Consider the following 17,872-nt stretch of genomic DNA (forward strand, 5'->3'; position numbering starts at 1 on the left):
CCCGGCCGCCGCAGGTCAGTGAGCGGCGTCGGCGCGCGTCAGCGACCTTGGCACTGGAAGTACACCGAGTTGAAGGTCGGCGGGCCGACGTCCTGCAGCGCCGAATTGGCGGCGCGGATCGTCGTGCGGTCGGCGCCCGTGCCCTCCGATGCGATGATGTTCACGCAGGTCGTCGGCGACAGCACGACGCCGTTGACGAAGGCGAAGTCCGCGCCGCCGCGCAGGCGGATCGCCGACGGCGGCGTGTTGGTGCCCGGACGCTGGATGAAGGTGAAATTGGCGTAGCGGCCGTAGGTACGCGGGATCAGGTCCTCCGCCCCGTTCGAGTCGATCTCGGTCGCGAACGAGTCCGCGGTCGCGCCCGAGGTCTTCTGCGCGGCGATGATGAACTGCATGAACCCACGCCAGCCGTTATCGACGTCGAAGCCATCGTCGTCCGCGCCGGTCACCACGAAATATTTGATGTTGGTGGTGCCACCGAAGATCTCGATCCCGTCGTCCGACGAATTGTGGCTCTGCACATGATCGATCACGGTGCCGCTGCCGGTGCCGCCCAGCGTCAGCCCCTGCAACTCGTTGCCCGGCGACACTTCGAAGCCGGTGAAGCGGATCTGGACATATTGCATCGTGCCGGAATTGTCGGCGTCGTTGGTGCCGCCGTAGAGGCGCCCGGTCACGCCCTCGATCTGCTGCTGGCACGGCGTGCCGGTCGACCCGCCCGAGCCGGTCGCGCACACCGCGGTGGTGGCGCGGCCCAGCAGGATGATGCCGCCCCACTGGCCCTGCGTCACATCGGACACGCCGTTGGCGGCCAGGTTCTGCTGCGAGGTGAAGATGATCGGCGCGTCGGCGGTGCCGACCGCGTTGATCCTGCTGCCACGGTTGACCAGCAGGATGTCGGTCGCCGAATCCGACCCGTCGGCGACCAGCGTCACGCCCGCGGCGATCGTCAGCGTCACGCCCGAATCGGCACCCGTCGCGCCGACGTCGACGCCGACCTCGGTCTGGCCGCTGAAGCGATAGAAGACGCCCGCGATCTTCGGCAGCGTCAGGCTGCTGGTGATGACGGTCGGCAGGCGGCAGGCGCGGAACGTCTGCACCAGCCCGGCATCGGTCGTGCCGGTCGGGCAGGTCGCGCTCGCGCCGCCGGTGCCGATCGCCGGCACCGCCGCGCACGACGTCGAATTCAGGAAGGTCGCCGCGGTCGAGTTGCAGGTCCAGCCGGAGAAGGCATTGTCGTTGGGGCCGCTCAGCGCGCCGACGAAGCTGGTGTTCTGGATGAAGGCGGTGTTGCCCAGCACCGTCTGCGGGTTGCTCGCGGTGGCGAGCGACGTGCCGCTGACCGGATAGACGCCGTTGAAGGTCGCGCCGAAGCCGTTGACGACATTGTTGCTGCCCGCATTGACCAGCGCCAGCTGCTCGTCGACCGTGACGACCGAGGCGGTCGCGCCGTTTGCGGTGGTCGCGGTGGCGAACTGCGCCGCGGTCAGCGCGGTCGGCGTGGGCGTGCCGGTGGGCGTCGGGGTCGGCGCCGGCTGGTTGATGACGACGCCGACCGAACCCGCGCCCGGGGACGCCACGTCATCGGCGCCGCACGAGGCGAGGAACAGGCAGGCGGTGGTCGCCAGCAGGCTGTGACGACGGCTGAAGCTGAGCATGGAACACTCCCTTGTGATGGCGGGTCCGTCCCCCGGAACCCGGACGCGGCATCGGCTAACCGATTGACCGCTCTGTCCTGACAGCGCCGCTAGGCGCGTTGCATGACAACGGAATGCAGTTTCGGAGACACTGGCGTGACTCCTTCATGTCGGTTGCGTGACAACAGGCTGCGTCGCCCCTGCGCAGGCGGATCGCGTCCACCGTCGCCCCTGCGCAGGCAGGGGCCTATCGCTGTTGCGTGCTGCCGCTCGATCGACACAATCGCGCCGGTCCCTGTGTCGGACGTCGCGTGTGACGAGGCAGACATAGGCCCCTGCCTGCGCAAGGGCGACGGTATCGCATGTCGTCACCCCGGGCTCGACCCGGGGTCCCGCTTCCTTCATTTTCGTGCCGCAGAAAAAGCGGGACCCCCGGCTCAAGGCCGGGTTGACGGAAGAACCCGAAACGGAAAGACCCCGCCGGTTCGCACCGGCGGGGTCTGTCGGATATGGTGGGCGCGACAGGGATTGAACCTGTGACCCCACCCGTGTGAAGGGTGTGCTCTACCGCTGAGCTACGCGCCCGATCATGATCGGAAGCGGGCCTCTAGGCGAGCGCCGCGACCCTGTCCAGCACGAAATGACCGCTCAGTTGAGCGAATCCTTCAGCACCTTGCCCGCCTTGAACTTCGGCTGGCTCGACGCCTTGATCGTCATCGGCTCGCCGGTGCGCGGATTGCGCCCGGTGGACGCCTTGCGCTTGCTGACCGCGAAGGTGCCGAAGCCCACCAGCCGCACCTCGTCGCCCTTCTTCAGGCTGGCGGAGATGGTGTCGAACACCGCCTCGACCGCGCGGCTCGCCTCGCTCTTCCCCAGCCCGGCGGCGGTCGCGACATTCGCGATCAGTTCCTGCTTGTTCATGCCGAAAGACCCCGTTTGTTGGTAACGTTACGTGTTCGTGATGGATTCGCGGACGAAAGACCGCATCCTCCCAGTAAGGCGCGCAGGGACTTGCGAGTCAAACGAAACCGCCGCGCCCGCACCGGACGCGGCGGCTGCTGTCTCACTGAAAGATAACCCAAGTTAGTGGTGCAGCTCCCCACCCACCGGCGCGATCGGCGCGGGCGGCAGCGCCGCCAGCTCGTCCGCCTCGGTCCAGTCGATCGCCTCCGGCGGATGCACCAGCGCCAGCGCCAGCACCTCGTCGACATGGCTGACCGGCACGATGCGCAGGCCGTCGCGGATGTTCTGCGGGATCTCGGCCAGATCCTTCTCATTCTCCTTCGGGATCAGCACGGTGGTGATCCCGCCGCGCAGCGCCGCGAGCAGCTTCTCCTTCAGCCCGCCGATCGGCAGCACGCGCCCGCGCAGCGTCACCTCGCCGGTCATCGCCACTTCCTTGCGCACCGGGATACCGGTCAGCGTCGAGACGATCGAGGTGACGAGGCCAATGCCCGCCGATGGCCCGTCCTTGGGCACCGCGCCCTCGGGCAGATGGATGTGGATGTCCTTGCGGTGGAACAGGCTGGGCTTGATCCCGAACGACGGCGCGCGCGCCTGGACGAACGAATAGGCCGCCTGGACCGATTCCTTCATCACGTCGCCCAGCTTGCCGGTGACCTTGGCCGCGCCCTTGCCGGGCACCGTCACGCTTTCGATCGTCAGCAGCTCGCCGCCCACCTCGGTCCAGGCGAGCCCGGTGACCGCGCCGATCTGGTCCTCGGTCTCCGACAGGCCGTGGCGGAACTTCTGCACGCCCGCGAAGTCGGCGAGATTGTCCGGCGTCACCGTGACGCTCTGCGCCTTGCCCTCCAGAATGCGGCGCAGCGCCTTGCGGCACAGCTTCGCGATCTCGCGCTCCAGCGTGCGCACGCCCGCCTCGCGGGTGTAACGCTGGATCAGCGCGCGCAGCCCTTCGGTCGTCAGCGTGAACTCGCCCGGCTTCAGCCCGTGCGCCTCGATCTGCTTGGCGATCAGGTGACGCTCCGCGATCGCGACCTTCTCATCCTCGGTATAGCCCTCCAGCCGGATGATCTCCATCCGGTCGAGCAGCGGCTGCGGCAGGTTGAGCGAATTGGCGGTGCACACGAACATCACGTCCGACAGATCGATATCGATCTCCAGATAATGGTCGTTGAACTTGCCGTTCTGCTCCGGGTCCAGCACCTCCAGCAGCGCGCTGGCGGGATCGCCGCGGAAATCCTGTCCCAGCTTGTCGATCTCGTCGAGCAGGAACAAGGGGTTGCTGGCGCCCGCCTTCTTCAGGTTGGTCACCACCTTGCCCGGCAGCGAGCCGATATAGGTGCGGCGATGCCCGCGGATCTCCGCCTCGTCGCGCACGCCGCCCAGCGACTGGCGGATGAACTCGCGCCCCGTCGCCTTGGCGATCGACTTGCCCAGGCTGGTCTTGCCCACGCCCGGCGGGCCGACGAGGCACAGGATCGGCCCCTTCAGCTTGTTGGTGCGCGCCTGCACCGCCAGATATTCGACAATCCGGTCCTTCACCTTGTCGAGCGCATAATGATCCTCGTTCAGGATCGCCTCGGCGGCGGCGATATCCTTCTTGATCTTGCTCTTCTTGCCCCAGGGCAGGCCCAGCAGCACGTCCAGATAGTTGCGCACGACGGTCGCCTCGGCGCTCATCGGCGCCATGGTCTTCAGCTTCTTCAGCTCCGCGGTCGCCTTGGTGCGCGCCTCCTTCGACAGCTTCAGCGTGGCGATCTTCTGGGTCAGCTCGGCGATCTCGTCGCCCTCGCCTTCCTCGCCCTCGTTGCCCAGCTCGCGCTGGATCGCCTTCAGCTGCTCGTTGAGGTAATATTCGCGCTGCGTCTTCTCCATCTGGCGCTTGACGCGGCTCTTGATCTTCTTCTCGACCTGAAGGACGCCCAGTTCGCCTTCCATCAGCGCGAACGCCATCTCCAGCCGCTTGACCGGATCGGCCTCCATCAGCAGCGCCTGCTTCTCGGCGACCTTGACCTGGATGTTGCCCGCGACGCTGTCGGACAGTTGCGACGCCGCCTCGATCTCGGCCAGTTGCGCGGCGAGTTCGGACGGCAGCTTGCGGTTCAGCTTCGCATAATTCTCGAACTGGCTGACGACGGAGCGCATCAGCGCCGCGACCTCCGGCCCCTCGACCTCGCGATCCTCCACTGCCGCGATCGTCGCGGTCAGATAGTCGCCGGTCTCTTCCAGCACCTCCAGCGTCGCGCGCTGCTTGCCCTCGACCAGCACGCGCACCGTGCCGTCGGGCAGCTTCAGCAGCTGCAACACGGTGGCGGTCACGCCGACATTGTACAGATCCTCGCGAACGGGGTCGTCCTCGGCCGGGTCGAGCTGCGCGACGAGGAAGATCTCCTTGTCCGCGCCCATCGCGGCTTCCAGCGCGGCGACCGACTTGTCGCGTCCGACGAACAGCGGCACGATCATGTGCGGGAAGACGACGATATCGCGCAGCGGCAGAACGGGGAAAGTGGACGTCATGGATACTCCGATGCCGCCCGAACGGGGCGGCCTGCGTCGCTTATATGGTGTGTCGCGGCGTGGCATCAATCTCGCGCTGGTCGCGACCGCGCTCATCGCGGCACACCCGGTCCAGACGTTGCCGGCGAAAGGACAGCCACCGCTCAGCGCGGCCACGCAAATATCGGGCGGGGTCCGTGCCGACGATCAGTCCGCACTCGCGCTCGATGCGGTCGAGCTATGGCTGGAACCCGATCCCGCGACGCAGCGGCTGACGGGGCGCGCACGGCTGGTGCTGCGCGCGACGGCGGCAGTGGCGCGCCCCGCGATCGACCTCGATTCGAACTTCACCGTGCGCCGCGTCACGGTCGATGGCGCTGCCGTCACGCCGGCGCGTCCGGATGGCCGCATCGTCCTGCCCGCCCCGCTGCCGGCGGGTGCGCGCGCCACCGTCGAGATCCAGTACGACGGCACGCCGCACGTCGCGGTCAACGCGCCATGGGACGACGGCATGGTATGGGCGAAAACGCCGGACGGCCGCCCGTGGATCGCGTCGACCACCGAAGGCTATGGCTGCGACATCCTCTGGCCCTGCCTCGACTTTCCGGAAGGCGAGCCGGCGGTCGCCACGCTCCACATCACCGCGCCCGCGGGACTGAAGGCGCCTGCCAACGGCCGCCTGCTCGGCGTCGACACGCTGCCCGACGGACGCACCGTCTGGCACTGGCGCGCGCGCCAGCCCAATACCTATGCCATCGCGCTGAACCTTGCCCCCTATGAGGTGATCGAGGGCACGTACCGCAGCCGCTATGGCAACGCGATCCCGCTCGCCTATTGGCATTTGCCCGGTCGCGACGACAAGGCGCGCGGGCTGTTCGCCGAATTCGCCCCCACGCTCGACTTCTTCGAACGCGTGATCGGCCCCTATCCCTTCGGCGACGAGAAGCTGGGCGTGGTCGAAACCCCGCACAAGGGCATGGAGCACCAGACGATCAACGCCTATGGCAACGATTATGCCAAGGCGCCCGAGGGGTTCGACTGGCTGTTCCAGCACGAATTCGCGCACGAATGGTTCGCCAACCAGATGACGGCCGCGAACTGGGACGATTACTGGCTGCACGAAGGCTTCGCCAGCTACATGCAGCCGCTCTACGCGCGCTGGCGCGAGGGCGAGGCGCGCTATGCGGTGATGATGGAGGCGCAGCGCAACCAGATCGCCAACCGCGCCCCCATCGTGCGCGACCGCATCCTGACCGAGGAGGAGGTGTACGAGCCGGGCAAGGGCGGCGCGGGCACCGACATCTATTACAAGGGATCGTGGACGCTCCACACCTTGCGCTGGCTGATCGGCGACCGCGCCTTCTTCGCCGCGACGCGCCGGCTGGTCTATGGCCGCCCCGATCCGAAGCCGGGCAATTTCACCCCCCTTTATGCCTCGACGCGCGACTTCCAGCGGCTGGTCGCGGCGGAGGCGGGGCAGGATCTCGACTGGTTCTTCGACGTCTATCTGCGCAGCGCTGCGCTGCCCGAGCTGGTCGAGCAGCGCAGCGGCGGCACGCTGCGCCTGTCGTGGCGGACAGAGCGTGACCTGCCCTTCCCGATGCCGGTCGAGGTGCAGGTCGGCGATGCGCCCGCCCGCCGCATCGCCGTTCCCGCAGCGGGCGCGACGATCGCCGTCCCCGCCGACGCGCATGTCGTGATCGATCCCTTTTCGCGCATCCTGCGCCACTCCGCGGCGGTCGCCGCGTTCCAGGCGTGGCGGGAAGCGCAAAGGACCGGAAAATGAAGCAATTGGCAGCGCGTCGCACCGCGGAGATGGCGGCGATGTTCATGATCGGCGACGGGGTCGCCGGCCTCGTCCAGCCGCACCGCCACACCACCCTGTGGCAGGAGCGCGCGCTGGGGGCGGAATGGACCGTCCGCCCCTTCGTCGGCCGCCCGGGACGCCGCCGCCTCTATGCTGTGGCGCAAATCGCCGCCGGCCTGTGGCTGGCCTCGCGGATGCACGCCTGAGTTCCCCGTCCCGTTCGTGCTGAGGAGGCACTGAGCCTGTCGAAGGGCCGTCTCGAAGCACACACCCTTCGAGACGAGGCTTCGACAGGCTCAGCCTCTCCTCAGGGCGAACGGCCAGTGGTGGATGTTCACGGCACCACCGTGGTGAACAGATACACCGCGAAGATCACCAGATGCACCGCACCCTGCATCACCGTCGTGCGTCCGGTCCCCAGCGAGATCGTCGCGACGAACAGCGACAGCGCCAGCAGCACCGTCTTCATCACCCCCAGCCCCAATGCCAGCGGCAGGTCCAGCATCAGGCTGACGATCGCCACCGCCGGGATGGTCAGCCCGATCGTCGCCAGTGCGGAACCCAGCGCCAGGTTCAGGCTGGTCTGGATGCGGTTGCGCCGCGCCGCGCGATAGGCGGCGAGGCTTTCGGGCGCCAGCACCAGCGCCGCGATCACCACGCCCACCACCGCCAGCGGCAGCCCCGCGTCCAGCACCGCGCGCTCCACCGTCACCGACAGCGCCTTCGCCAGCAGCACCACCGCCACCAGCGCGACCAGCAGGATCCCGAACGCGATCCACGCGGTGCGGTTCGACGGCACCGGCGCATGGTCGTCGTCGCTGTCGTGCTCGGGCAGGAAATATTCGCGGTGCCGCACCGTCTGCACCGTCACGAACACGCCATAAAGGAACAGGCTGACCACCGCGACCAGCACCAGTTGCGACGTGGCGTAATAGGGCCCCGGCGTGGTCGAGGTGTAATTGGGCAGCACCAATGTCAGCACCGCCAGCGCCGCCAGCGTACACAGCGCCGCACTGACCCCGCGGAGCGAGAAGCGCTGCTCGCGATGCCGGAGGCCGCCCGCCATCAGGCAGATGCCGATGATGCCGTTGAGGATGATCATGATCGCGGCGAACACCGTATCGCGCGCCAGCGCCGAGGCATCGCCCGCGTCGGACAGCATCAGCGAGACGATCAGCGACACCTCGATCACCGTCACCGCGATCGCCAGCACCAATGTCCCGAACGGCTCGCCGACGCGATGCGCCACCACCTCGGCATGATGCACCGCCGCCAGCACGCATCCGATCAGGATCGCCGACGCCAGGATCGTGCCCAGCGACCCGATGGCATAGATCGAGGTCAGCACCGCCAGCACGCCCAGCACCGGCAGCAGCAGCGTCCATAGCGGCAGCGACAGCCGGTGGAGCAAGGCGCGGCGCGTCGCGGGTGGCGGCAAGGTTTCTTCGCTCGTCGTCATACCCGACCAATGCACGACGCGCTGGGACGATCCGTTACATAGGCTAAACGATCGCGCCTGTTCCGCGTCGGCCGGACCGGAATGGCCGCTCAGCCGCCGACCGGGCGCCGCATCGACCAGAAGCGCGGGCCGCCGCGCGGCACCTGCCAGTCGCCGATCAGCTGGAACCCCAGCGCGCCGTACAGCCCCAGATTGCTCTCGGTCGCGGTCTCCAGATAGGTCGGCGCCCCGCTGGCATCGGCGCGCGCCAGTCCGGCGCGGATCACCTTGCCGCCCAGTCCGCGCCCCTGTTGCGACGGATCGACGCCCGCGACATGCAGATACCAGAAGGGTTCGACCGGAAAATGCGCGTCGATCGCGCCGCTGATGCGCAGCCCGCGCGGGATCGCGGTGCCCAGCGCCCCGATCAGCGGCAGCGCCTGCGCGATCATCGCGGTCAGCGGGGTCGAGGCCTTGCCCGGCGCGCGCCACAAGGTCGCCGCATCCGCCGGCCCCGAGACCAGCCGCATCCCGTCGGCATCGCCATCGAACAGCACCGCGAACAGCTTCGGCAGCCGCCGAGCGCGATCCTGCGGATCGGGGAAGACATAGCTCATCGCCGGATCGTTGGCGAACGCCCGCCCCAGCATCGCCGCCACCGCGGCACGATCCTGCACCCCTGCGTCCCGCACGTCGCTCATCGTCCCGGCGTCCTCCCCGTTTCGGCGGAAGTATCGTCGGGATTGTAACGCAGGTAAAGATGGCGTTCGTCGCGCCCCTCCTCGTCAGGTCGGAGGTGTTCCCGCATCCGGAGTTCCGCGCCCCTGTTCCCCGGCGCAGGCCGGGGTCCAGTCGCGGGCGGCATCAGCATCTCACGAGCCGATCGTCGCTGGACCCCGGCGTTTGCAGGACCTTTGCAAAAGCCCCATCGTCATGCCGGACTTGTTCCGGCATCCACCGGGCCGCATATTCACAAGCCATTGATCTTGCGGATCAGTGGACCCCGGAACAAGTCCGGGGTGACGGCTTCTTTGAGGCACGCGAGGCGGCTTTCGCAAAGGTCCCGCCTTCACCGGGGAACAGGGATCGGACGTTCGCCAAGGCCTCGAACACCGCCATGACGGCGAGCACATACGACAACGGGCGCCCCCGCCTCACGCAGGAGCGCCCGTCCCCATCTCACACCGTCCGGTGCCGCCGGTCAGGCGACCTCGCCGGCCTTCTTCTTCTCGGCATAGACGCGCACCGGCTCCTTGCGGCCGTCGACCACGTCCTTGTCGATCATCACCTCGTCGACGCCCTCCATGCCCGGCAGGTCGAACATCGTGTCGAGCAGGATGCCCTCCAGGATCGAGCGCAGCCCGCGCGCACCGGTCTTGCGCTCGATCGCCTTCTTCGCGACCGTGGTCAACGCGTCGTCGGTGAAGCCCAGCTTCACTTCCTCCATCTCGAACAGCTTCTGATACTGTTTGACCAACGCGTTCTTCGGCTCGGCCAGGATCTTGACCAGCGCGGGGACGTCCAGATCCTCCAGCGTCGCGATCACCGGCAGGCGGCCGACAAACTCGGGGATCAGCCCGAACTTGAGGAGATCCTCCGGCTCGGTCTGGCGCAGCACCTCGCCGGTGCGCTTCTCCTCGGGGCTGGCGACATAGGCGCCGAAGCCGATCGACTTGCCCTGCAAGCGATCGCCGATGATCTTCTCCAGCCCGCTGAACGCGCCGCCGCAGATGAACAGGATGTTCGTCGTGTCGACCTGAAGGAATTCCTGCTGCGGATGCTTGCGCCCGCCCTGCGGCGGCACGGAGGCGGTGGTGCCCTCCATCAGCTTCAGCAGCGCCTGCTGCACGCCCTCGCCCGACACGTCGCGCGTGATCGACGGATTCTCGGCCTTGCGCGAGATCTTGTCGATCTCGTCGATATAGACGATGCCGCGCTGCGCCCGCTCGACGTTATAGTCGGACGCCTGGAGCAGCTTCAGGATGATGTTCTCGACATCCTCACCGACGTAACCGGCCTCGGTCAGCGTGGTCGCGTCCGCCATCGTGAACGGCACGTCGAGGATACGGGCCAGCGTCTGCGCCAGCAGCGTCTTGCCGCAGCCGGTCGGGCCGACGAGCAGGATGTTGCTCTTCGCCAGTTCGACGTCCGCACCCTTCGCGCCGTGGTTCAGCCGCTTGTAATGGTTGTGGACCGCCACCGACAGCACGCGCTTGGCCTGCTTCTGCCCGATGACGTAATCGTCGAGCACGTCGCAGATTTCCTGCGGCGTCGGCACGCCGCCGTCCTTCTTGGCCACCAGTGCCGACTTCGTCTCCTCGCGGATGATGTCGTTGCACAGTTCGACGCATTCGTCGCAGATGAAGACCGTCGGACCGGCGATCAGCTTGCGCACCTCGTGCTGCGACTTGCCGCAGAACGAGCAGTAGAGGGTGCTCTTGGAGTCGCCGCCGGAGAGCTTCGTCATTCAATCATCCTTCCCGCGATATCGCGGTATGTCTGGCCCGGTGTCCCGGGGCCGGACATGCTAACCCGGCCCCGATGCTTCCGGCAATGCCCGAAAGCGATTAAGATTATGCGCCTGCCGCCGCTTCGTCGGTCGGCTGGGGCCGCTTGTCGAATACCTCGTCGATCAGCCCGAACGCCTTGGCCTCGTCGCTGGACATGAACTTGTCGCGATCCATCGCCTTCTCGATCTCCTCCAGCGGCTGGCCGGTGTATTTGGCGTACAGCTGGTTGAGCGAGTGGCGGATGCGCAGGATCTCGCGCGCCTGGATCTCGATGTCGCTGGCCATGCCCTGCGCGCCGCCCGACGGCTGGTGGATCATGATCCGCGCGTTGGTCAGCGCCACGCGCATCCCCGGCTCGCCCGAGGCGAGCAGGAAGCTGCCCATCGACGCCGCCTGACCGATGCACACGGTGCCGACGCGCGGGCGGATGTACTGCATCGTGTCGTGGATCGCCATGCCCGCCGTGACGACGCCGCCCGGCGAGTTGATGTACATGAAGATGTCCTTCTTCGGATTCTCCGATTCCAGGAACAGCAGCTGTGCGGTGATCAGGCTGGCCATGCCGTCCTCGACCCCCCCGGTCACGAACACGATCCGCTCGCGCAGCAGGCGGCTGAAGATGTCGAAGCTGCGCTCGCCGCGGTTCGACTGTTCGATCACGATCGGCACCAGCCCGGCCTGCGTCTGCTGCATGCCGACGCCGGCGCGCGCCAATGCCCCTGCGAAATCGCCGGTCTCGAACGGATTGTGCATGGAAAAACTCTCTTATGCCCTGAGGATTCGTAACATCGTCGCTGGCGCGGGGTTGTTCAAGCCCCGCCCCTACCCGCGTTCGACGGGGCACGATGCGCGAGATAGGCGAGCCGCCGCACCTCCCGCCGCCCGCGCACGACGGTATCCAGGATCAATCCTGCGAAACCGTTGAGGGCGGCGAGGATCATCAACCCGGTGACGAGGATCGCGGTGGGAAAGCGCGGCACCAGCCCGGTGTGCATGTAGGTGACGACCAGCGGCAGCGCGAGGATCACCGCCAGCACCGCCATCACCGCGCCGATGCTGCCGAAGAACCACAAGGGCCGCTCGATCCGGTACAGCATCGCGATCGTGCGCACGATCCGCCAGCCGTCGCGATAGGTCGACAGCTTCGATTCGGACCCGTCCGGCCGCGCGAAATAGGGCGTCTCCACCTCCGCAACGGGCATCTTCAGCTCCAGCGCATGGACGCTGATCTCTGTCTCGATCTCGAACCCGACCGACAGCACCGGGAAGCTCTTCACGAACCGGCGCGAGAACACGCGATAGCCGCTGAGGATGTCGGTGAAGCTGCGCCCGAACAGCCGCGTCAGCATGCCCGTCAGCAGCGCGTTGCCGAAGCGGTGCCCGCGCCTATACGCCGCCGCCGCCTCGCCGATGCGGCTGCCGACCACCATGTCGAGCTGTTCGTCGAGCATCCGCGCGACCATCGCGGGCGCGCTGGCGGCGTCATAGGTCGCGTCGCCGTCCGCCATCACATAGACGTCGGCATCGACATCGGCGAACATGCGCCGCACCACCGCGCCCTTGCCCTGGATCCGCTCGGAGCGGACCACCGCCCCCGCCGCGCGCGCGACCGCGACCGTGCGGTCGCGGCTGTTATTGTCATAGACGTAGATGGTGGCCGCCGGCAGCGCGGCACGGAACGCCGCCACCGTCTGCGCGATCGCCGCTTCCTCGTTGTAGCACGGCAGCAGGACGGCGACGGTGGGTTCGGTCATGAATGCCCCTCAGAAGCGGGTGGAGCGCAACCACACCTAAGACCGCGCCCCGCACATCCACCCCCGTTCACCCTGAGGAGAGGCTGAGCCTGTCGAAGCCTCGTCTCGAAGGGCAAGCGCAGCGCTTGTGCTTCGAGACGGCATTTCGACAAGCTCAATGCCTCCTCAGCACGAACGGAGGGTGGGTGCGTGAGAGAAAGGGGGCGAGGCGCGAACCGCGCCCTCACCCCGATCTCCTTACGCCTCCGCCTTCGGCTTCTTCGCGCGCGGCTTCTTCGCCGGCGCGTCGGCGGCCTCGGCGGCCTCGGCCGCTTCCGCCGCCTGCGGGTCGCTGGTCGTCAGCGTCGTCTCGGCCTCGGCGGGCGCCGCCTTCTTGGCGCGCGGCTTCTTGGCCGGCGCCGCATCCGCGTCGCCCGGTTCGACCGCGGCATCCTCGCTCTTGGCGGCAGGCTTCTTCGCCGCCGCCTTCTTCGCCGGCTTGGCCTCGGCCTCACCAGCCTCGGCGTCGTCGGCCTTCTTCTTGGCGCGGGTCTGCTTGGGCTTGTGGTTGTCGTGATCGTGGTGATGCGTGCCGGTCGCGAAGCCGTCCTCGCTCTCGATCGCGGCCTCCAGCTCCTCGCGCGTCGTCTCGCGGTCGGTCACTTCCGCCTTGTCGAACAGGAAGTCGACGACCTTGTCCTCGTACAGCGGCGCGCGCAGCTGCGCGGCGGCCATCGGGTCCTGCTGGACGTACTGGATGAACCGCTGGCGATCCTCCGGGCCATATTGCTGCGCTGCCTGCATCAGCCAGCCGCTGCATCTCCTGCTGGCTCACCTCGACGCCATTCGCCTGGCCAATCTCCGAGAGGAGCAGGCCCAGCCGCACGCGGCGCTCGGCGATCTTGCGATAATCGCCGCGCTCGGCCTCCATCTCCTTCAGCGCCGCCTCGGGATCGGGCTCGTGCGTCGCCTCGTGCTGAAGCTGGTGCCAGATCTGGTTAAACTCCGCCTCGACCATCGACGGCGGCACCTCGAAGTCATGCCCCTCAGCCAGCTGGTCGAGCAGCTTGCGCTTCATGTGCGTGCGCGTCAGGCCGTTATGCTCCTGCTCGATCTGCCCCTTGAGCAGGCCCTTGAGCTGCTCCAGGCTTTCCAGCCCCAGCCCGGTCGCCAGCTCGTCGTCGATCACGCTCTCGCCCGCGGTCTTCACCGACTTGATCGTCAGGGTCGAAGGTCGCGTCCTTGCCGGCCAGCTCCTTCGCGCCGTAATCGGCCGGGAAGGTCACCTTGATCTGGCGCTCCTCGCCCGCCTTGGCGCCGATCACCTGGTCCTCGAACCCGGGGATCAGGCGGCCCTGGCCGATCTCGACCGGCATGTCGGTGCCGGTGCCGCCCTCGAACGCGACGCCGTCCATCGTCTTGCCGACGAAGTCGACGGTGACGAGATCGCCCGTCTCCGCCGCCTTGTCGCCGGCATCCTCCCAGCGCTTCTGCTGGTCGGCGAACTTCTGCAACTGCGCGGTCACCGCATCCTCGTCGACCGGCACGGTCAGCCGCTCCAGCTTCAGCCCGTCGATCGCGGGGGTCGGCACCTGCGGCAGCACCTCCAGCTCGACCTTCAGCTCGGCGTCCTGGCCGGGCTCATAGCCCTCGTTCAGCTCGACCGACGGCTGCACCGCGGGGCGCAGGCCCTGCTCGGCGATCAGCGACTGGATGCTCTCCTGGATCGAGGTGTTGAGCGCGTCCTGGTGCAGCGCCGGCCCGTGCATCTTGCGCACCAGGTTGGCGGGCACCTTGCCGGGGCGGAAGCCCGGCATCTTGATCTGCGGCGCGACGCGCTTCAGCTCGGCGTCCACGCGGGCGTCGATCGCCTTCGCCGGGATGGTCAGGGTGTAGGCGCGCTTCAGCCCCTCGTTCAACGTCTCGACAGTCTGCATTGGCCGCTTTCGTCTGGAATGTCGTTAGTGGTGGCCGCCCCGCTGACAACGCGGGGACTGGTGCGGGCGAAGGGACTCGAACCCCCACATCTTGCGATACTGGAACCTAAATCCAGCGCGTCTACCAGTTCCGCCACGCCCGCTTGATCGGACACCGCCGGTCGCCGGCCTCTATACCGCGTCGCGCACTTGGGCAAGCGGGCAACCTGCACGTCCGCGGGACGTTGGCCCGATGAAGGAGAAGACCATGGCCACCAACCCCGGCATCCCCGCAGACGTGCCGCAGCCGACGCCGCCGGCACAGCCCGACGCGCCCCCGCCCGAGGTCACGCCGCCGACCCCCGACATCGACGTGCCCGCACCGGGCCAGCCCGGGAGCGACCCCGCCCCCGCCAATCCCACCATCTGACAGGAGCCGATCATGGCAGAGGACCATCAGCCCGATCGCGACGATCCCCGCCCCGACATCCAGCAGGCGGTCGAGGCGCGCAGCGACGCCGTCAAGCGCGGCGAAGGCGGCGAGGAACCGATCCGCTTCACCAAGACCGGCGAGCATGACGGCAACAGCGGCACCGGCGGCGAGGTCAAGAACCAGGACCTGACGCAGCAATAACGGCCGTCGCGCCCTCACTCATCCCATCGGCAACACCACTGGCCGCGGAAGGGGTGAGGGCAAGCCGGTCTCCTACTTCCCGCCCGACAGCGTCGCCGATGCGACCAGCGCGCGATAATCGTCCACCTTCCGGTCGAAGAAATGAAGCCGCGGCGCATCGAACGTCACCATGAACAGGCGTCCGTTCACGATCGCCGCCACCGCCTCGCCCTTGCGCGGCAGATCGTCCGAGTCGAGATAGTCGTAGGCGAAGACCACGCCGTCCTTGCCCAGGAACGGCTGCGGCCGCGATGCCGTCACCGTGAACGTGCCGATCTGGCGCTGCGCCCGATACGTCCGCTCCAGCAGTTCGGGCACCTCGATCAGCAAGGTACTGGCCTGGAACTTCGGCAGCGGATCGCGCTTGCGGTTGCGTTCGCGCACGATTGGCTGCCCCGGCTCCACCCCGGCGTAGAAGGTGACGTCGTTGAGCTGCTCGCCGTCGAGCGTCCACGTCTCCGCGAACTTGCCCGGCTTGACGCCCAACTGGTTCCAGTCGCGCGGCGGAGTCACCGACAGCGCGGAATCCTTGATCCGCACGACCTTGCCCTTCTCGCGATAGGCATTGGCATAGACGGCGACCGGGGCAGGCGCGACGACCAGGCTCAGCGCCAGCGCGACGCGCAACATGGGGGAAGAGGTCATCGTGCTTCTCCGATCGAGGACAGGACGGTGCCGATCATCGCGGCATCGCCGGCATCCGGTTTCAGGGCCAGGTAACGGCGCAGCGCGACCGCCCCCTCGGCCGGGTGCGCGGTCTTCACCAGCGACAGCCCCAGCCCGCGTTGCGCCTCGGCCAGCTGCGGGTCGAGCGCCACGGCCTTCGCATAGAAATCCGCCGCATCCATCAGGTCGCGCGGTGCGCCGCGGGCACGGAACAGGTCGCCCCGCGCGCGCCACAGCGGCGCCGTCCACCCCGCCTCCGCCAGATGCGTGATGAGATAGTCGCTCGCACCGAAGTCGTTGAGCTTGATCTGATCGTCGAGGAACGCCGGCATCCACGGCGACATCGCCGCGGCGTATCGCTCCGCGCCCTCGTCGCGCGTCTCGCCATCGGGCGCGGCCAGCGCCTGGAGATAGTCCGCGCGCTCCGCCTCCGGCGGATGGGAGGCGAAGAAGGCGACGCGCCGGAAATCGGGCTTGCTCAGCCCGCGCGCGGTCGCCGACGCCTCCTGCTCCAGAATCAGGTTGCGCCAGATCCGCGATGCCGCCCCCGGGCGCAACGTGCTGCCATTGAGATAGCCCAACCCGACCAGATCGGCCTCGCGCTCCTGATCGCGCCCGAACCGCGCGAAACCGCCCAGGACGGACAATTGCAGGCTGCTGAAACCGCCCGCCGCCTGCGGCGTGCTCGCCATGCCGGCCAGCACCTGCATCCAGCTCAGCAACGCGGATCCGCTGCGCTGCGCCTTGAACTGTTGCAGCGTGTGGCGCTTCTCGAAATGGCCGAACTCATGCCCCAGCACCGCGGCCAGCTCCGCGTCCGACCGGGCGCGCAGCAACAGCCCGCTGTTCACCTGCATCGTGCCGTTGGGCGACATGGACGCGTTGAAATAGGGCACGCGGACCAGATAGATCCGTACCGCGCCGCACCGCTCCTGCCCGACCGCGCGGCACAGCACGCCACGGACATAGCCGTTGAGCGCGGGGTCGCGGATGACCAGCGCGGACTGGCCCAGCGCGCGCTCATGCTCGTCGTCCTCGCGCCACAACCCGATCTCGTCGACGCCGTGCGGCTGATAGACGCCGGCATAGGGGGCCGGCGGCGGGGCCGGCTGGGTGCGCGGCGTGACCGCAGGCGCCGCAACGGCGCCCGCAGCCAGCAACAGCGCCGCCGCAGCGGCGATACAGGCCCTCATCGCGCGGGCGCCGGTGCCGGTATCGCGGCTCCCTTGATCGGGGCGGGGGCGACGGTGCCCGGAAACTCGTCGAGCAATTGCCCGACGCGCTTCTTCGCGCCATCGACGTCGCGCACGTCGCCGCCCATCGCGCCGTCCGCGTTCAGCCACAGCAGGTCGCCGGTCTTCAGGTCGACCAGCCCGGCATAGCCGGCATGCTCGCCCGACTTGACGTACAGGCCCGGCCCCAGCAGTGCGACGATCTGCAGGATCTTGCGCCCGGTCGAGCCATAGGCATCCTTGTTGAAGATGAAGAGCGCGTAATCGGCATCCTTCGCCCCGGGCAGGTCGTGCACGCCCTCGCCCAGCGACCAGTCGAACACGCCGGCCTTGTTGTCGCGCTTCTTCGTCGGCAGGCGGTTGCCCGCGAAGAACTGATAATGGATCACCGCTTCCGATACCGCGGCGAACAGACGCGCATATTCCTCGACCCGCTCGGCATCCGCGCCGAAGCTCTCGGGCGCGAAGATCACCTTGTTGCCCAGCGCCGCCTGACGCTCCACCAGCGCAGCGTCGATGTTCTTGCGCGCCTGGTCGGTCCAGTCCGCCTTCGGCTCGAACATGCCGCCCGTCGACTGTGCGCCGACGCTGACGGACGGGCGGAAGACCAGGATCGTCTTGCCGCTCTGCGCCGGCAGGGTGAACCCCTGCCGCGTCGCGGTCTTGTCCTGCGCTGCCACCGGCGTCGCCAGTGATAGCGCGCAGATCGCCAAGGCCGCTGCCGCGACCGCCCCAAACCGCATGATCGAACGCCCCCCGTCCGGATTTCCCCCGCCCGAACGCTAGGCGATCCGCCGATCG

At 68.0% G+C, this 17,872-nt stretch carries 15 protein-coding genes, 2 tRNA genes and 1 pseudogene; 4 read left to right on the top strand and 14 right to left on the bottom strand.

The annotated features are described in order from the left end of the window. Window positions 1–38: 38 nt before the first annotated feature. The 4 genes from PGN14_RS12820 to lon all read right to left on the bottom strand — a co-directional run bounded on the left by PGN14_RS12820 (window position 39) and on the right by lon (window position 5,117). Complete coding sequence (locus tag PGN14_RS12820) at window positions 39–1,658, bottom strand: hypothetical protein (protein ID WP_335299907.1); 1,620 nt, start codon at window positions 1,656–1,658, stop codon at window positions 39–41. A 489-nt stretch (window positions 1,659–2,147) separates the two neighbouring features. Continuing rightward, a tRNA-Val gene (locus PGN14_RS12825) sits at window positions 2,148–2,222 on the bottom strand. A gap of 63 nt (window positions 2,223–2,285) precedes the next feature. After that, the gene (locus PGN14_RS12830; protein WP_335299908.1) at window positions 2,286–2,558 is read right to left on the bottom strand and encodes an HU family DNA-binding protein; all 273 of its coding nucleotides are present in this window, start codon (window positions 2,556–2,558) and stop codon (window positions 2,286–2,288) included. A 162-nt stretch (window positions 2,559–2,720) separates the two neighbouring features. Next, window positions 2,721–5,117, bottom strand: a complete 2,397-nt coding sequence (lon, locus tag PGN14_RS12835) for an endopeptidase La (RefSeq protein ID WP_335299909.1) — start codon at window positions 5,115–5,117, stop codon at window positions 2,721–2,723. A gap of 10 nt (window positions 5,118–5,127) precedes the next feature. On the opposite strand from lon, the gene PGN14_RS12840 reads away from it, so the two are divergent. Both PGN14_RS12840 and PGN14_RS12845 read left to right on the top strand, forming a co-directional pair. After that, window positions 5,128–6,882 carry a M1 family metallopeptidase gene (locus tag PGN14_RS12840; protein ID WP_443019514.1) on the top strand — a complete coding sequence of 585 codons (1,755 nt, stop codon included), beginning with the start codon at window positions 5,128–5,130 and terminating at the stop codon, window positions 6,880–6,882. Continuing rightward, window positions 6,879–7,109, top strand: coding sequence for a hypothetical protein (locus PGN14_RS12845; protein ID WP_335299912.1), 231 nt, complete (start codon window positions 6,879–6,881; stop codon window positions 7,107–7,109). The genes PGN14_RS12840 and PGN14_RS12845 overlap by 4 nt, the downstream gene beginning before the upstream one ends. Before the next feature lie 128 nt (window positions 7,110–7,237). On the opposite strand, the gene PGN14_RS12850 is transcribed toward PGN14_RS12845, so the two are convergent. The 7 genes and pseudogenes from PGN14_RS12850 to PGN14_RS12880 form a co-directional block, all read right to left on the bottom strand. After that, on the bottom strand, window positions 7,238–8,362 hold the full coding sequence (locus PGN14_RS12850; RefSeq protein ID WP_335299913.1) for a calcium:proton antiporter: 1,125 nt from the start codon (window positions 8,360–8,362) through the stop codon (window positions 7,238–7,240). Between the two features lie 89 nt (window positions 8,363–8,451). Further along, the gene (locus tag PGN14_RS12855; protein ID WP_335299914.1) at window positions 8,452–9,042 is read right to left on the bottom strand and encodes a GNAT family N-acetyltransferase; all 591 of its coding nucleotides are present in this window, start codon (window positions 9,040–9,042) and stop codon (window positions 8,452–8,454) included. A 500-nt stretch (window positions 9,043–9,542) separates the two neighbouring features. Next, window positions 9,543–10,808 (bottom strand): ATP-dependent Clp protease ATP-binding subunit ClpX, encoded by a 1,266-nt coding sequence (gene clpX, locus PGN14_RS12860; protein WP_335299915.1) that lies wholly within the window; start codon window positions 10,806–10,808, stop codon window positions 9,543–9,545. A 106-nt stretch (window positions 10,809–10,914) separates the two neighbouring features. Continuing rightward, window positions 10,915–11,604 carry an ATP-dependent Clp protease proteolytic subunit gene (locus tag PGN14_RS12865; protein WP_335299916.1) on the bottom strand — a complete coding sequence of 230 codons (690 nt, stop codon included), beginning with the start codon at window positions 11,602–11,604 and terminating at the stop codon, window positions 10,915–10,917. A gap of 56 nt (window positions 11,605–11,660) precedes the next feature. After that, a complete protein-coding gene (locus PGN14_RS12870; protein ID WP_335299917.1) occupies window positions 11,661–12,605 on the bottom strand; it encodes a glycosyltransferase family 2 protein in 945 nt (314 codons plus the stop codon). A 237-nt stretch (window positions 12,606–12,842) separates the two neighbouring features. Continuing rightward, window positions 12,843–14,521: pseudogene (gene tig, locus PGN14_RS12875) on the bottom strand (trigger factor). A gap of 58 nt (window positions 14,522–14,579) precedes the next feature. Next, a tRNA-Leu gene (locus PGN14_RS12880) sits at window positions 14,580–14,664 on the bottom strand. A 104-nt stretch (window positions 14,665–14,768) separates the two neighbouring features. On the opposite strand from PGN14_RS12880, the gene PGN14_RS12885 reads away from it, so the two are divergent. After that, window positions 14,769–14,930 (top strand): hypothetical protein, encoded by a 162-nt coding sequence (locus PGN14_RS12885; protein ID WP_335299919.1) that lies wholly within the window; start codon window positions 14,769–14,771, stop codon window positions 14,928–14,930. Between the two features lie 12 nt (window positions 14,931–14,942). Then, on the top strand, window positions 14,943–15,134 hold the full coding sequence (locus tag PGN14_RS12890) for a hypothetical protein (protein ID WP_335299921.1): 192 nt from the start codon (window positions 14,943–14,945) through the stop codon (window positions 15,132–15,134). A 72-nt stretch (window positions 15,135–15,206) separates the two neighbouring features. Here the strand turns inward: PGN14_RS12890 and PGN14_RS12895 are convergent, their stop codons facing one another. From PGN14_RS12895 to PGN14_RS12905, 3 genes are read right to left on the bottom strand one after another with little or no spacing between them, the layout of a single operon-like run. Beyond that, window positions 15,207–15,818, bottom strand: coding sequence for a hypothetical protein (locus PGN14_RS12895; RefSeq protein ID WP_335299922.1), 612 nt, complete (start codon window positions 15,816–15,818; stop codon window positions 15,207–15,209). Further along, on the bottom strand, window positions 15,815–17,032 hold the full coding sequence (locus PGN14_RS12900; protein ID WP_335299923.1) for a M48 family metalloprotease: 1,218 nt from the start codon (window positions 17,030–17,032) through the stop codon (window positions 15,815–15,817). The genes PGN14_RS12895 and PGN14_RS12900 overlap by 4 nt, the downstream gene beginning before the upstream one ends. Further along, window positions 17,029–17,814, bottom strand: a complete 786-nt coding sequence (locus tag PGN14_RS12905; protein WP_335299924.1) for a hypothetical protein — start codon at window positions 17,812–17,814, stop codon at window positions 17,029–17,031. The genes PGN14_RS12900 and PGN14_RS12905 overlap by 4 nt, the downstream gene beginning before the upstream one ends. Window positions 17,815–17,872: the final 58 nt, after the last annotated feature.

The organism is Sphingomonas adhaesiva, assembly GCF_036946305.1.
GTDB lineage: Bacteria > Pseudomonadota > Alphaproteobacteria > Sphingomonadales > Sphingomonadaceae > Sphingomonas > Sphingomonas adhaesiva_B.

What these genes read in the sequence shown, in the direction of transcription:
- PGN14_RS12820 (WP_335299907.1), bottom strand. Translation starts at nt 1,658, where the DNA reads ATGCTCAGCTTCAGCCGTCGTCACAGCCTGCTGGCGACCACCGCCTGC.
- PGN14_RS12830 (WP_335299908.1), bottom strand. Translation starts at nt 2,558, where the DNA reads ATGAACAAGCAGGAACTGATCGCGAATGTCGCGACCGCCGCCGGGCTG.
- lon (WP_335299909.1), bottom strand. Translation starts at nt 5,117, where the DNA reads ATGACGTCCACTTTCCCCGTTCTGCCGCTGCGCGATATCGTCGTCTTC.
- PGN14_RS12840 (WP_443019514.1), top strand. Translation starts at nt 5,128, where the DNA reads ATGCCGCCCGAACGGGGCGGCCTGCGTCGCTTATATGGTGTGTCGCGG.
- PGN14_RS12845 (WP_335299912.1), top strand. Translation starts at nt 6,879, where the DNA reads ATGAAGCAATTGGCAGCGCGTCGCACCGCGGAGATGGCGGCGATGTTC.
- PGN14_RS12850 (WP_335299913.1), bottom strand. Translation starts at nt 8,362, where the DNA reads ATGACGACGAGCGAAGAAACCTTGCCGCCACCCGCGACGCGCCGCGCC.
- PGN14_RS12855 (WP_335299914.1), bottom strand. Translation starts at nt 9,042, where the DNA reads ATGAGCGACGTGCGGGACGCAGGGGTGCAGGATCGTGCCGCGGTGGCG.
- clpX (WP_335299915.1), bottom strand. Translation starts at nt 10,808, where the DNA reads ATGACGAAGCTCTCCGGCGGCGACTCCAAGAGCACCCTCTACTGCTCG.
- PGN14_RS12865 (WP_335299916.1), bottom strand. Translation starts at nt 11,604, where the DNA reads ATGCACAATCCGTTCGAGACCGGCGATTTCGCAGGGGCATTGGCGCGC.
- PGN14_RS12870 (WP_335299917.1), bottom strand. Translation starts at nt 12,605, where the DNA reads ATGACCGAACCCACCGTCGCCGTCCTGCTGCCGTGCTACAACGAGGAA.
- PGN14_RS12885 (WP_335299919.1), top strand. Translation starts at nt 14,769, where the DNA reads ATGGCCACCAACCCCGGCATCCCCGCAGACGTGCCGCAGCCGACGCCG.
- PGN14_RS12890 (WP_335299921.1), top strand. Translation starts at nt 14,943, where the DNA reads ATGGCAGAGGACCATCAGCCCGATCGCGACGATCCCCGCCCCGACATC.
- PGN14_RS12895 (WP_335299922.1), bottom strand. Translation starts at nt 15,818, where the DNA reads ATGACCTCTTCCCCCATGTTGCGCGTCGCGCTGGCGCTGAGCCTGGTC.
- PGN14_RS12900 (WP_335299923.1), bottom strand. Translation starts at nt 17,032, where the DNA reads ATGAGGGCCTGTATCGCCGCTGCGGCGGCGCTGTTGCTGGCTGCGGGC.
- PGN14_RS12905 (WP_335299924.1), bottom strand. Translation starts at nt 17,814, where the DNA reads ATGCGGTTTGGGGCGGTCGCGGCAGCGGCCTTGGCGATCTGCGCGCTA.